We start from the raw sequence: 13,249 nt of genomic DNA on the forward strand, positions 1-13,249 counted from the left end.
GGGGTGACGGGGCGTTAGGCCTCATCAGGCCGCGAGCGGATTCAGGCGTTGCATCACACCCTCGGCGATTTGACGAGGTCCAAAGGTCTTTCGTATCAGGACAGTCAGCTCTTTCAGATCTGAGAGGTTCAGGCGGTCGTCTTTGATCAGGGTCAGCAGGAGGCGCTGACGCAGGTCTCCTCCATCTCGACTCAGCAACAAACGCAGACCTGCCCCGGCCACCGGCAGCAGTTCTCCGCTGCTCTGACCCCCCGAATAATTGCCAACAACATCGAGAAGACTTTCAAGTCGTTCGACGCGCAGATTTCCCTGCTCGTCAAAGATGACTTCCATCAGCTTCTCTCGCATTTCTTTGGTGTCGCCAGCGAGGAGTCTCTTGGCCACGTAGGGATAGGCCACCGCAATGATGCGGAAGTCGGGATCGAGTCTTAGAGCAAGGCCTTCCTGGCTCACCACGGCTCGGATGATCAGAGCGAAGCGTGCAGGCACCCGGAAGGGATAGTCGTACATCAATTCCGAGAAACGATCGGTTATCGCCTTGAAGTTGAACGAACCGACGGAATCTCCAAGACTTCCTCCCAGGGCATCTTCCAGGGCGGGAATGATCGGTGTCAGATCAGCATTGGATGCAAGGAATCCGAGTTCCTGGAAATCTCGGGCAACCGCTTCGAAATCACGGTTGATCAGATGCACCACCGCTCCTGTGAGTGTCAGGCGATCCTGATCACTGATGGAATCCATCATCCCGAAATCCACGTAGGCCACGTGTCCGAGATCGCCGCTGCGACCAGGGAGTGCAAAGAGATTGCCCGGGTGGGGATCGGCATGGAAGTAACCGAACTCCAGAAGTTGCTGGAGTCCGCTGATCACGCCTGTGCGAATGAGAGCCGCGGGGTCAAGGCGCTGGGACTTGAGCTCCTGTGAATCGCGAAGCTTGCTTCCCTGAATCCAGCTGGTGGTCAGAACTCGGCGGCTTGAGAGCTCTTCGTCGACATCGGGAATGGTGACTGCGTCATTGTCAGCGAACAATCTTGAGAAGTGCCTGGCGTTGTCTGCTTCGCAGCAGTAATCGATTTCTTCGAACAGGCTTCGGCCGAACTCATCAATAATTTCTCCGAGGCCAAAGCCCAGATTCAGTGGCAAAAATGGAGCGGCCAGAATCCCGAGACTGCGGATCAGCACCATGTCGCGCCGCAGAATGAACGTCAAATTCGGTCTCTGGACTTTGACGGCGACCCAGCGTTGTGTACCGACCCGAGCCTTGTAGACCTGCCCAAGACTTGCGGCTGCAACAGGTGTATTGGGAAATTCCTCAAACAGCTGATCCACTGGAGCACCCAGTTCCGTTTCGATCGTGTTCAAAGCGATCGCATGGTCGAAGGACGGCAGATCGTCTTGAAGCCGTGTCAGCTCATCCAGCCAGTCTCGACGGATCAGATCCGGACGGGTCGAAAGGGCCTGTCCGACCTTGATAAAACAAGGCCCGAGGTTGGTCAGGGTGCGCAGCAGAGTGCGAGCCAGATCGCGCTGAACACGGGGGTCGCTGCTGCCGCCCCTCAGCAGCAAGCTCAAGACCAGTCCCAGTAGAGCCCAGAAGATCTGGATCAGGCGCGGTATGCCGATCCATGGGCGCAACAGGAGCCATCGGACATCTCGGCCCGGGTTGTAGCGAAGCGAATCCACGCCCAGCAGCGCTAGGGAGTGTGGATCCTAGAGAGTCCAAAAGGTTGCTCGATGCTTCTGTGTTGCAGAGAGCGGACCGATCAACGCCGATCAGCATCGGTCAGCAACTGCAGCCGTTGCCATGCTGCATGGGGAAAGTCCAGCTGGCATCACCGAGCCGGTGATGCCCCGACCTGTTGTCTATTCCCTGCGCTCATGCCGTCGCTTCTCGAGCTTCTGCGACCGGATCGACGTCTGGCTTTGCATCTTCCGGTGCATGGTCGTGGAGCAGCTCTGCCGCCACTGATGCAGCGTTTGCTGCGTCAATCACCGGGCAGCTGGGACCTGCCCGAGTTGCCAGAGATCGGTGGTCCGCTCGAATCGCACGGTGCAGTGGCAACCAGTCAGGCGCGGCTGGCTAATGCGATGAGTGTTGATCACTGTTGGTTTGGCGTGAACGGTGCCACTGGTCTGCTTCAGGCCGGTCTGCTTGCGATGGCGCAACCGGGAGAGGCTGTGCTGCTGCCTCGTAATGCCCATCGTTCGTTGATCGCTGCCTGCGAGTTGGGGGGCGTGATGCCGGTCTTTCTGCCGGTGCCGTTTTTTGCTGATCGCGGTCACGCCGGGGCGATGACTGCTGAGGGCCTGCGGCAGAGCCTGGATCCCTGGCCTGATCCAGGTCGTCCCATTGCTGGTGCTGTTCTTGTTCACCCCACATATCACGGCTACTCCGCTGAGATTGTGGAGCTGATCGAACTACTCCACAGCAGGGGATTGCCGGTCATGGTGGATGAAGCTCATGGCACCCATCTGGCCTTTAATGCCGAGCAGGACAGCCCTGTGTCTGCTCTTGTTGCCGGAGCTGATCTGGTTGTGCATTCCCTGCATAAATCTGCGCCTGGTCTCGCGCAGACCGCAGTTCTGTGGCATCGCTCTCAACGGTTGGACCACGAGAGAGTTCAACGTTCTCTGGCCAGACTTCAGACCACGAGTCCCAGCTCCCTTTTGCTGGCTTCCTGTGAGACAACCCTGGATTGGTTGCTGTCCAGCCGCTGGACTTCGCTCTTCGAGGCTCGTCGGCACCAAGCCATCCAGCTGATCCATGCTCTGCGAGAGCAGGGCATCTCGCTCCACTCCAGTGATGATCCCCTGCGATTAATCCTTGCAACGAGCCAGCTTGGTGTGAGTGGTCTGGATGCGGATGAGTTCTGCATGCGTCAGGGCGTGATCGCTGAGTTGCCTGAGCCTCTTTGTCTCACGTTCTGTCTTGGATTCGCTCGGCATCGGGGCTTGGCAAAGCGACTGCAGAGGATTTGGCAGGTGTTGGCTCGTGAGGGTGATGGTGTGCCGCTGGCTGTCATCCCGGATCCGCCGTTACAGAGCACGTCGATTCCTGAGCTCACCCCTGATGAAGCACAACGGCTTCCCCATCGCATTCGCCCATTGGCTGAGTGCGTTGATCAAATCGCTGCTGAGTTGATTTGCCCCTACCCGCCCGGTGTGCCACTGCTCGTCCCTGGAGAGAGAATCTCTGCAGAGCGAAGCCAATGGCTGCAGTCGCAGCATCAACGATGGCCTGTTCAGGTGCCCGGTATGGTGAAGGTTCTGGCCTGATGGGCCCTGGGATCTGACAGGTGATTTCAGACGCCACAACCGGAAAGGCCGTGAGCAAGAGGCGAGCCGCCGATCACAAACGCCTGGTCAGCGGGGTGCTGGTGGGTCTGTTTGGTTTGGTGGTGGTGGGTCTGGGTGGTTGGTGGTTCACGATCGCCCTGGGGGTGATCGTGCATCTGGGTTTGCTGGAGTTCTTCCGCATGGCCCAGTTCAAAGGCATGCGTCCAGCCACAAAAACCACACTTGTGGCCTGCCAATTACTGCTGATCAGCACTCAGTGGTCTGTGAACGGAGGCATCGCATCTTCTCTCGCTGATGCGGTTTTGCCGCTCTCTGGAGCTGCCATCTGTGGCTGGTTGCTGCTGCAGCCGATTACCGGTTCGATTGCGGACATCGCCGCGTCGATCTTTGGACTGTTCTATCTGGGGTTTCTGCCCAGTCACTGGTTGCGGCTTCGCAACCTTGAGGCTGTAGATATCGCCCCCCTGGTGGATTACATGTCCTGGACCTGGATCAGCTCCGGTCTGCTGATCACGTTGATGGCCTGCCTGATGGTGGTCGCGAGTGATATCGGCTCTTACGTCATCGGTCGGCGCTTTGGTCACCACCCTCTCTCTCCAATTTCCCCAGGCAAAACGATTGAAGGGGCGTATGGAGGACTGGTCTCTGCGGTGCTGATCGGTGCGCTTGGCGGTGCACTGCTGGAGTGGCCCTACGGACCTCTCGCCGGCGGTTGTCTGGGTGCGCTCGTCGCCCTGTTTGCTCTGGTGGGTGATCTCACCGAATCGATGATGAAGCGTGATGCCGGCGTGAAGGATTCCGGGGATGCCCTCCCGGGCCATGGCGGAATTCTGGATCGGATCGACAGCTATTTGTTCACACCAGCGGTGGTGTTTTACGTGGTGACCCTGGTGATGCCCGTGATGGCTCCAGGTTGAACGTTTCAGGGATGAACTGTTCAGGGATGAACTGTTCAGGGATGAACTGTGGCGTTGCCTTTGATCACCAACTGACCGCCCTGCAGCCTTGCATCGATGATCTTGATGGAAGGATCCATGGGCAGCAACAATTCTGCTTCCGCATCGCAGTGGTTCACTCTGATCGTGCCCCGATCCGCGCAGAGGAAGAAGCTTCGTTGCACTGGGTCTTTGCCTGTGATCACCTCCGCGGTGAGCACCAATCGATCGTTGTCGATCGCCAGTGAGCGCAGCGGTGTTAGGCCCATCAGCTGTTCCGCCAGTAGATCCGCTAACCATCTCCAGCGATCAGTCGCCAGAGCCTTGTTGAGATCAGTTCCGCTCAGCACCACCTCCCCCTCGATGCTGAAAGGGTCCTTGAGTTGCAGTGGCTGGTTGGGTTGACCAGGGCGGAATATTGTTTTCAGTTCGTCGGATTGCAATTCGGCGCGCAGCAGTGGCAGTTGTTCAAAACTCACTCTGCGAGCCTCGAGCGAGACACCTTTTAGCCGACCTCTCAGCAGCTCAATCGCTGAACCCTGAAGGGCCAAATTCAACTCCTCAACAGAGTCGCACTGGTTGCGAATCCAGCGTTGAAGACCGCTGGCCAGGAGCTGGAGAACGGGGCCTGAGCTGGTCTGGGGCATGGAAGCTGAGCACCACGATGGCGGATCAGAACCTCATCATCCGATGAGGTCCGAGGGATGGCTGGTCAACAGCGTGGATTGGAACCAGTTGAGACAGCGTTCGGCCACTCGATCGGGCTGATCGATGTGCGGAAGATGTCCGCAATCCTCGAACTGCTCAATCCTGTCGTTGAGGATCAGAGCCGCCGCTTTCTTTTGTGGAGCCCTGAGGATCCTGTCGTTGTCTCCCCAAATCACGTGCAGAGGCTGGTCGGGAAGCGGTGTGCCGCAACCTGAAAATCCTCCGCTGCGGGCAAACGCTGCGAGTGCCTCTGCCCAACCGGGGCACTGCAGATGCAGTGAAGCGATCTGTTCTTCCGCGGCACCCACGTTGGCGTCTGGATCGGCAAAGGCCTGGCGGCAAAGGCCTCGACGCACTCCTGGGCGACTGAGGAACCAGGCGCCGAAGCGATCCAGCAGAGGGGGGACTGGCATCGGTTTGCCAGTGAGTCCTGCTGGGGCAAGCAGCATCAAGGACTTGATCTGATGCGGGTGACGGCGTGCCATTTCCACGCCAACGGACCCTCCCATCGAAGCTCCGATCAAGCCGCATGGAGCTGCCTTGGGGATGTGCTCGAGCACGGCATCCAGATGACTGAGCACTTGTTCGGGACCGTAGATCGCATCGAGGGGACGCGGTGAGAAGCCAAAGCCGAACAGGTCAGGAATGAACAGTTGAAAGTGTTGCCTCAGCAGTGGGGCCAGGCGCCGATATTCCAAGAAACTGCTGTCGAACCCGTGCAGCAACAACAAAGGGGGACCCTGCCCCACCACAGCAACAGGAAATGGTGCGTCAATCTTGAGTTCTGGCAGCTCCCACCACTCGAGATGCTCCGCCAGGTTGCTGGCCTTGGGGTCCAACAGTTCGCCTTTGATCGAATCCAGCAGATCTTTCAAGGCAAAACTGCGCTTGTTTCAGCAGCTCCCACAAGGGCTTCCATCAGTGCGCCTGGAGTGACTTCGAAAGGAAGATGATGTAGATCAGATCCGTCTCGACAGGCGAACTGGCAGACCTGCTGCAATTGATTGAGGCTGGCTTGACCCAGCCCCAGGTCATCAAGGCAGACGGGCAAACCCAGTTCTCGCAGCAGAGGCAAGAGCTGGCGATGGGCTTGCGCCGCTAAACGATTGCCGCCGAGACGCTCCTCGAGGCGCAACTGAACGAGTACGCCAAAGCCCACCTTCTCGCCATGGAGAACGGAATGGCACGCTTCGAGCTGAGTGAGACCGTTATGAACTGCGTGAGCGGCGACGGTTCGACAGCGAGCTCCACCAAGACCGCCAATCACTCCTGCAGTGAGTCCGCAGGCATCCACAACCCGCTTCCAAGCCTCGCAGCCAGGTTCTTGGATGGCCTCGATGCTGTCGATTAGCAGCTGGTCTCGCAGAACTCGGGCCATTTGCACAGCTTGCTGAATGACTCCGTCTTGGCTCGATCCGCTGCTCACGGAGGCTTCGTACCACTTGGCCAGCGCGTCGGCGATCCCACTGGCCAGGGTGCGTGTCGGTGCCTTTATCAGCAGCTCATGATCGAAAACCAGCAGATCAGGGCAATGCCTGAGGCTTTGATCACGATCAAAAGCTCCATCAGGGCTGTACAGATTCGAGAGGGCAGTCCACCCGGCACAGGTTGCCGCGCTCAGTGGAACCGTGACACAAGGGACTTCGAGTCTGTCGGCCAGCAATTTTCCACTGTCGAGAACCTTGCCACCCCCTGCAGCGATCACTCCATCGCACGACTGTCGAACAAAATCGTTCTGGAGCCTCTGAAGATCAAGCTCACAGCAATCGTGCTCGAGATTCTGCTGGAACACTCTCAGACCGCTTTGATTCAGCTCACGACAAAGCTTGGACCGAATCGCCTGCGTGGACTCACTCCTGCCAAGCAGCAATGGATTACGACAGAGCTTTGAAATTGGCTTCTGAGCTTCAATCCAGGCTCCCGACCCACGAATGACCTGGGCGGGAGCGATGGAATGAACTGAGATTGGACTGTTGCTGGAGTCTGTTTGGATCATCCAGGTCAGAGACCGGCACCAGCGAGCGCAGGGGTTTCGCTGGGTACAGCGGATAGATGCTTGACCACCACTTTGCCATCTTCCACATCCACTTCCGCTGAATCGCCATCTTTGATGCGACCTGAAAGGACCTCTTCGGCAAGGCTGTCTTCAAGTAAACGCATCACAGCTCGACGCAAGGGACGGGCGCCATAAGCAGGGTTGTAACCCTCTTCAACGAGACGCTCTTTAAAGGCATTGGACACGGACAAGGTGATGCCTTTTTCGCCGATGCGGTTGAAGACCTCCCGCAACATGATTTCTGCAATCTCCTTGACCTCTTCGCGATTCAGTTGCCTGAAGACGATGATTTCATCAAGGCGATTGAGGAATTCAGGACGGAAATACTGCTTAAGCTCTTCATTGACGAGCGACTTAATGCGGTTGTACTGATTCTCCTCGGCGTTTTCATCGCCAGAGAATTCGAAGCCAAGACCACCGCCACCTTTCTCAATCACTTTCGAACCAATGTTCGAGGTCATGATGATCAGAGTGTTCTTGAAGTCGACAGTTCGGCCCTTGGAATCGGTGAGGCGTCCATCTTCCAGCAACTGCAAAAGAAGATTGAACACATCAGGATGCGCTTTCTCAATCTCATCGAACAGAACAACCGTGTAAGGACGGCGGCGGACCGCTTCGGTCAGCTGTCCACCCTCATTGAAACCCACATAGCCAGGAGGTGAACCGATCAGTTTGCTGACCGTGTGCCTCTCCATGAATTCCGACATGTCAAGTCGGATCATGGCGTCTTCACTGCCGAAGAAGTAGGCAGCTAAGGCTTTTGTGAGTTCAGTCTTACCCACACCGGTCGGGCCGGAGAAAATGAAGCTGGCAATCGGGCGATTTGGGTTTTTAAGGCCAACACGCGCCCGTCGAATCGCTTTCGAAACCGCTTTCACAGCTTCGTCCTGACCAATCAGACGCTTGTGGAGCGTCTCTTCCATATTGAGCAGCTTGACGGACTCACTTTCAGTGAGTTTCTGCACTGGTACACCCGTCCACGAGGCCACAATCTGGGCGATGTCCTCCTCGCTCACGACCGGGGTCGTTGTTTCGGCCACTACACCCTGGAAGGATGATTGTTCGGAACTTCCAGTCGTGGACTCAGTAGAAGGTTCGACTGTTTCGGTGGTTTCCGAAGCTTCGCTGGGAGTGTCTTGGCGACTGCTCTGCAGAAGGGTGCGGATTTTTTCGCGAAGTTCAACTTCCTTGTCCCTCAGCTCTCCGGCACGAGCAAAATCTTGCTCGCGAACGGCATCTTCCTTGTCTTTCTGCACTGTGCGCAGCTCTTTATCGACTTCCTTGGCTTCAGGTGGAAGCTTGGAATTCAGCAGACGCACGCGACTGCCGGCTTCATCGATCAAATCGATGGCCTTGTCAGGCAGAAAGCGATCGGAGATGTAACGATCGCCGAGGGTGGCCGCTGCTTCAAGGGCCTCATCGGTGATGCGCAGACGGTGATGTTGTTCGTAGCGCTCACGCAGACCACGCAGGATTTCGATGGTGTCTTCGATCGACGGTTCACCAACGTTGACGGGCTGGAAACGTCGCTCCAGAGCAGCATCCCGCTCAATGTGCTTGCGGTACTCATCCAGTGTGGTGGCTCCGATGCACTGAAGCTCACCTCGGGCGAGAGCAGGTTTGAGGATGTTGGCAGCATCAATGGCACCCTCTGCCGCACCAGCACCGATCAGGGTGTGCACCTCGTCGATCACAAGGATCACGTTGCCCGCACCCTTGATCTCCTCCATGATTTTTTTGAGGCGCTCCTCAAATTCGCCCCGGTACTTGGTGCCAGCGACCAGTAGACCAATATCAAGGGTTAGAACACGCTTGTCTTCAAGGATGTCGGGAATATCACCCTGCTGGATGCGCTGAGCCAAACCTTCGGCGATGGCGGTTTTGCCGACCCCTGGCTCACCGATCAACACAGGGTTGTTTTTGGTGCGCCGACCAAGGATCTGAATGACTCGGTCAATTTCGTTGTGGCGTCCAACCACCGGATCGAGCTTGGCTTCGCTGGCCAGCTGGGTGAGGTTGCTGCCGAATTCATCGAGTGTGGGTGTTTTGGTGGATCCCTTGGCACCGGAACCACCGCCGCCTCCAGCACCCACCTCAGCCGTTTCGCCCAGCATCCGAATGACTTGGGTGCGGACCTTGGCAAGGTCAACCCCGAGATTTTCGAGGACACGCGCTGCAACACCCTCACCTTCACGGATCAGCCCTAACAGCAGATGCTCAGTACCGATGTAGTTGTGACCGAGCTGGCGCGCTTCCTCGAGAGAGAGCTCGAGCACACGTTTGGCTCTGGGTGTGAACGGAATCTCGACTGCGACGAAACCGGAGCCACGCCCGATGATTTTTTCAACTTCTACACGGGCATCCTTGAGATTCACCCCCATGGACTTGAGCACTTTGGCTGCGACCCCAGTTCCCTCACCGATCAGCCCGAGCAGGATCTGCTCGGTACCAACGAAATTGTGACCCAGTCGTCTTGCCTCTTCCTGGGCAAGCATGATCACCTTGATGGCCTTCTCGGTAAACCTCTCGAACATTGTTCAGGCCGACAGCTGTTCAACCCAACCTATCAGGGCTGAACGGGTAGTTGTGGATCGATGATCCAAAGGCACATCCCAGTGTTGCTGCGGGTTGATTGCCCCAGAAAGTATTAATCAATGCCGAAATGTGTTCCTTTATTCAGTTTGATCAGTGCGGAAATCCCTACCCCTTCTGATTGATCGCGACTGCAACAGGGCATCGTCGCCGTTGGAGTAGTAACTGCTTCTGCAACCAGTGGTTGAAAATCCGCACTGGGCGTAAAACGCTCGCGCTACCGCATTCGTTGATGCCACCTCAAGGGTTGCTGATATCGCTCCGAGGGCTGTGGCCCGTTCCATCACCGCCTGCAGCACCCTCGCGCCGAATCCACAGCGCTGGTGAGTCGGATCCACTGCGACTGCTGTGATCTGCAGTTCATCGACCACCAACCATGCCGAGGCCAGGGCGATCAGACTGTGATCCTCTGCGTCGATGCCCATCACCAGTCTGCTGTTGTCTGAAAGCTCCCTCTCCCACTGCTGTTTTGTCCAGAGCCCCCTCAAAGCAATCCGGTCAAGCTGAAGGCAGCCGCTGAGGTCGTCCGGCCCCAGTCTGCGTGGCGTGATCACCACTTCACCAACCAAAACAGCACTGCCTGGGCGACGCGCCTCCTTACATTGCCTGTCCGACCGCCTCGACGCTCCATGCCACAGCCCTACGAATCAGGGTGTGACCTGAACAGCCCGAATCGCAATCTCGCGCCGATCACCGCAGAACTTGACGATCAGGGACGTCTTGCCGTTGGTGGTTGTGTTCTCAGCGAGCTGGCCGAGCGTTATGGAACACCTTTATATGTGCTGGATGAAGCCAGCATCCGCAAGGCCTGTCAGGCCTATCGCGATGCCCTGAAGCGTCATTATCCAGGTCCCTCACTGGCGATCTATGCCTCGAAGGCCAACAGTTCAATGGCTCTGACGGCTCTTGTGGCGTCGGAGGGTCTGGGGCTTGATGCCGTCTCGGCGGGTGAATTGATGACGGCGCTCGACGGCGGCATGCCTGCTGAACGGATGGTGCTGCATGGCAATAACAAGTCGGTCGAAGAGCTTGAGTTGGCCTATCGCCACGACGTGATGGTGGTTGCGGACAACCAGCACGACCTGGATTGCCTGCAGACGATTGTTCCGGAAGGAGGGCGGCCTGTACGGCTCATGCTTCGCTTCACCCCTGGCATTGAGTGCCATACCCACGAGTACATCCGCACCGGCCACCTCGACAGCAAATTCGGCTTTGATCCTGATCAGCTCGAGCCCGTGCTCCGCAAGCTTCAGGGATGTTCCTGGGCGAGGGTTGAAGGCCTGCATGCCCATATTGGTTCACAGATTTTCGAGCTCGAGCCCCACCGCGACCTGGCTGCTGTCATGGCGGATGCCCTGCGTTTGGCCCTTGAGCTCGGCCATCCCGTTCGGGATCTCAATGTTGGTGGTGGCCTGGGAATCCGTTACGTGGAAAGTGACGATCCGCCGTCGATCGATGCCTGGGTGAAAGTGGTGGCTGAAGCCGTCGTGGCGGCCTGCAGAGAGCGAGATCTTGCGTTGCCGCGTTTGCTGTGCGAGCCAGGGCGATCGCTGGTTGCGACTTCAGGTGTGACTGTTTACACCGTCGGCTCCCGCAAGGTGGTACCGGGGATCCGTACTTATCTCTCTGTTGATGGGGGTATGAGCGACAACCCGAGGCCAATCACCTATCAATCCCTTTACACCACTTGTCTGGCGGACCGCCCTCTTGCAGACGCTGAAGAGACCGTGACTCTCGCGGGCAAACATTGTGAGTCGGGAGATGTGCTACTCAAGGATCTTTCCTTCCCCAGCTGCAGCAGCGGTGAAATCCTGGCGGTCTTTGCCACCGGGGCCTACAACGCGTCGATGAGTTCCAACTACAACCGCATTCCAAGACCAGCTGCGGTGCTGGTGCATGCAGGAGATGCTGAGCTGGTTCAGCGTCGAGAGCAGCCGGAAGATCTGCTGCGTTACGACCTGATGCCTGAACGGTTGCGCTCTGTAAACTGAAGACACCAAAGGGCGAAGGAGAAGGTGTTGGAGGTGTTGCAACTGCGCCTTCTTCTCGACGTTCTCTGCGCTTCTCTCCTCGGCTTTCTGCTCTTCACCAGGGTCAATGAGCAACGCACGCTCTGGCTGTTGCGTGGATACCTCTTACTTGTGGCGCTTGCTTGGTTCGTCAAGCGCTTTTTCAATCTTCCGCTCACCTCAACGCTGATAGATGCGTTGGTTCTGGCCTGCTCACTGTCGCTGGCCATCCTTTGGCAAGGAGAGTTGCGTCGGTTGATGGAACTGCTCGGCACGGGCCGTCTTGCTGTGTTGCTGGGGAATCCCCAAAGCAAAATGAGGGCGACTGCCAGCACTGTTGCTCAGCTCACTGACGCGGCAGGCCGTCTCTCCAAGAGTCGTCGTGGAGCCCTGATCGTTGTCGATCTCGGCAGTGATCTGAGACCGGAAGACTTCCTCAATCCGGGCATCACCATTGATGCCCAGCTGAGCAGCGAACTGCTGCTGAATTTGTTCGCTTCCGATACGCCTCTTCACGACGGTGCCGTCGTGATTAAGGGCAGCCGCATCATCTCCGCGGGGGTGATTCTGCCGTTGTCACGGCAGGGCATCAGTCGCTACGGCACCCGTCATCTGGCCGCTCTGGGGATCACTGAACGCTTTGATCGCTGCATCTGCGTGGTGATTTCCGAGGAGACCGGAACCCTCTCACTGGCCAACCAGGGACGCCTTGAACGTCCGATCACCAGTTCACGCTTGCAGGATCTGCTCACCGAGTTGATTGCCGCGTCTGTGTCGACCGCGCCTGTGAAATCACCATCTCCGCGTAGCGTGAGCTCAGGCACTCAGGATTCCTTGCCTTGAGCCAACGACTGGCCGTCAGTACTGATCAAGCTGCACCGCGGTGCTGTCCTGAAGCACTGGATCCACGCAGGATGCCTGGCCATATCGCCGTGATCATGGACGGCAACGGACGCTGGGCCAAAGCTCGTGGCCTGCCACGGGTCATGGGCCATAGAGCCGGTGTCGAGGCGCTCAAATCCACCCTCCGGCATTGCAGCGACTGGGGGGTTGAAGCACTCACCGCCTATGCCTTCTCCACCGAGAACTGGTCTCGGCCAGGGGACGAGGTGAATTTTTTGATGACTCTGTTTGAAAGCGTTCTGCAGAGAGAACTGCAGGCGCTTGAGCAGGAACAGGTGCGAATTCGCTTCCTTGGAGACCTGGACGCATTGCCGGTCAAGCTCCAGGCACTGATCGCTGAAGCCACGCAGCGGACATCCGGAAACAGCGGCATTCACTTCAACGTCTGCACCAATTACGGAGGTCGTCGTGAGTTGGTGCGTGCCAGTCAGCGTCTGGCGGAGCGCGTTGCTCGTGGAGAGCTGGAGCCATCGCAAATCGATGAAAATGCCCTGGCCGCAGAGTTGTTCACGGCGGGCGAGCCTGATCCGGATCTGCTGATTCGGACCAGTGGCGAGCGGCGGATCAGCAATTTCCTGCTTTGGCAGCTGGCCTATGCCGAGATTCATGTCACCGATCTTTGCTGGCCGGATTTCGATGCTGAGGCTCTCCAGCTCGCACTGAAGGATTACCAGAGCCGTCAGCGACGTTTTGGTGGGCTTCAGTCCATGGAGCCCCACGCTCTGGGATCCTGAGTGCAGCAGCAATGG

At 57.6% G+C, this 13,249-nt stretch carries 11 protein-coding genes; 5 read left to right on the top strand and 6 right to left on the bottom strand.

The genetic code is table 11. From position 1 onward, the window contains the following. Positions 1-24 precede the first annotated feature (24 nt). Positions 25-1,683: an AarF/ABC1/UbiB kinase family protein gene (locus SynMITS9220_RS04645; RefSeq protein WP_186991080.1), complete on the bottom strand. Its 1,659-nt coding sequence runs from the start codon at positions 1,681-1,683 to the stop codon at positions 25-27. A gap of 195 nt (positions 1,684-1,878) precedes the next feature. Here SynMITS9220_RS04645 and SynMITS9220_RS04650 point away from each other — a divergent pair, with 195 nt between their 5' ends. Both SynMITS9220_RS04650 and SynMITS9220_RS04655 read left to right on the top strand, forming a co-directional pair. Next, complete coding sequence (locus SynMITS9220_RS04650) at positions 1,879-3,276, top strand: aminotransferase class I/II-fold pyridoxal phosphate-dependent enzyme (RefSeq protein ID WP_186991082.1); 1,398 nt, start codon at positions 1,879-1,881, stop codon at positions 3,274-3,276. A 50-nt stretch (positions 3,277-3,326) separates the two neighbouring features. Further along, positions 3,327-4,214, top strand: a complete 888-nt coding sequence (locus SynMITS9220_RS04655) for a phosphatidate cytidylyltransferase (protein ID WP_255483221.1) — start codon at positions 3,327-3,329, stop codon at positions 4,212-4,214. 35 nt (positions 4,215-4,249) lie between these two features. On the opposite strand, the gene SynMITS9220_RS04660 is transcribed toward SynMITS9220_RS04655, so the two are convergent. From SynMITS9220_RS04660 to SynMITS9220_RS04680, 5 genes are all read right to left on the bottom strand, one after another. Continuing rightward, on the bottom strand, positions 4,250-4,879 hold the full coding sequence (locus tag SynMITS9220_RS04660; protein ID WP_186991086.1) for a DUF2993 domain-containing protein: 630 nt from the start codon (positions 4,877-4,879) through the stop codon (positions 4,250-4,252). A 36-nt stretch (positions 4,880-4,915) separates the two neighbouring features. Then, positions 4,916-5,815, bottom strand: coding sequence for an alpha/beta fold hydrolase (locus SynMITS9220_RS04665; protein WP_186991088.1), 900 nt, complete (start codon positions 5,813-5,815; stop codon positions 4,916-4,918). After that, a complete protein-coding gene (locus SynMITS9220_RS04670) occupies positions 5,812-6,936 on the bottom strand; it encodes an iron-containing alcohol dehydrogenase family protein (protein ID WP_186991090.1) in 1,125 nt (374 codons plus the stop codon). Before SynMITS9220_RS04670 ends, SynMITS9220_RS04665 begins: the two co-directional genes overlap by 4 nt. Before the next feature lie 5 nt (positions 6,937-6,941). After that, positions 6,942-9,530 carry an ATP-dependent Clp protease ATP-binding subunit gene (locus SynMITS9220_RS04675; RefSeq protein ID WP_186991092.1) on the bottom strand — a complete coding sequence of 863 codons (2,589 nt, stop codon included), beginning with the start codon at positions 9,528-9,530 and terminating at the stop codon, positions 6,942-6,944. A 138-nt stretch (positions 9,531-9,668) separates the two neighbouring features. Next, positions 9,669-10,157, bottom strand: coding sequence for a GNAT family N-acetyltransferase (locus tag SynMITS9220_RS04680; protein ID WP_255483222.1), 489 nt, complete (start codon positions 10,155-10,157; stop codon positions 9,669-9,671). 60 nt (positions 10,158-10,217) lie between these two features. Between SynMITS9220_RS04680 and lysA the strand changes: the two genes are divergently transcribed. The 3 genes from lysA to SynMITS9220_RS04695 are packed head-to-tail and all read left to right on the top strand — an operon-like array spanning position 10,218 to position 13,234. Continuing rightward, the gene (gene lysA, locus SynMITS9220_RS04685) at positions 10,218-11,579 is read left to right on the top strand and encodes a diaminopimelate decarboxylase (RefSeq protein ID WP_186991094.1); all 1,362 of its coding nucleotides are present in this window, start codon (positions 10,218-10,220) and stop codon (positions 11,577-11,579) included. 27 nt (positions 11,580-11,606) lie between these two features. Next, positions 11,607-12,440: a diadenylate cyclase CdaA gene (gene cdaA, locus SynMITS9220_RS04690; protein WP_186991096.1), complete on the top strand. Its 834-nt coding sequence runs from the start codon at positions 11,607-11,609 to the stop codon at positions 12,438-12,440. Then, the gene (locus SynMITS9220_RS04695) at positions 12,437-13,234 is read left to right on the top strand and encodes an isoprenyl transferase (protein WP_186991098.1); all 798 of its coding nucleotides are present in this window, start codon (positions 12,437-12,439) and stop codon (positions 13,232-13,234) included. The genes cdaA and SynMITS9220_RS04695 overlap by 4 nt, the downstream gene beginning before the upstream one ends. The last annotated feature ends 15 nt before the right edge of the window (positions 13,235-13,249 follow it).

Source organism: Synechococcus sp. MIT S9220 (assembly GCF_014304815.1).
GTDB lineage: Bacteria > Cyanobacteriota > Cyanobacteriia > PCC-6307 > Cyanobiaceae > Synechococcus_C.

Bases quoted from the DNA above. Each gene is read 5' to 3' on its own strand.
- SynMITS9220_RS04650 (WP_186991082.1), top strand. From the start codon at position 1,879: ATGCCGTCGCTTCTCGAGCTTCTGCGACCGGATCGACGTCTGGCTTTG.
- SynMITS9220_RS04660 (WP_186991086.1), bottom strand. From the start codon at position 4,879: ATGCCCCAGACCAGCTCAGGCCCCGTTCTCCAGCTCCTGGCCAGCGGT.
- SynMITS9220_RS04670 (WP_186991090.1), bottom strand. From the start codon at position 6,936: ATGATCCAAACAGACTCCAGCAACAGTCCAATCTCAGTTCATTCCATC.
- SynMITS9220_RS04675 (WP_186991092.1), bottom strand. From the start codon at position 9,530: ATGTTCGAGAGGTTTACCGAGAAGGCCATCAAGGTGATCATGCTTGCC.
- lysA (WP_186991094.1), top strand. From the start codon at position 10,218: ATGCCACAGCCCTACGAATCAGGGTGTGACCTGAACAGCCCGAATCGC.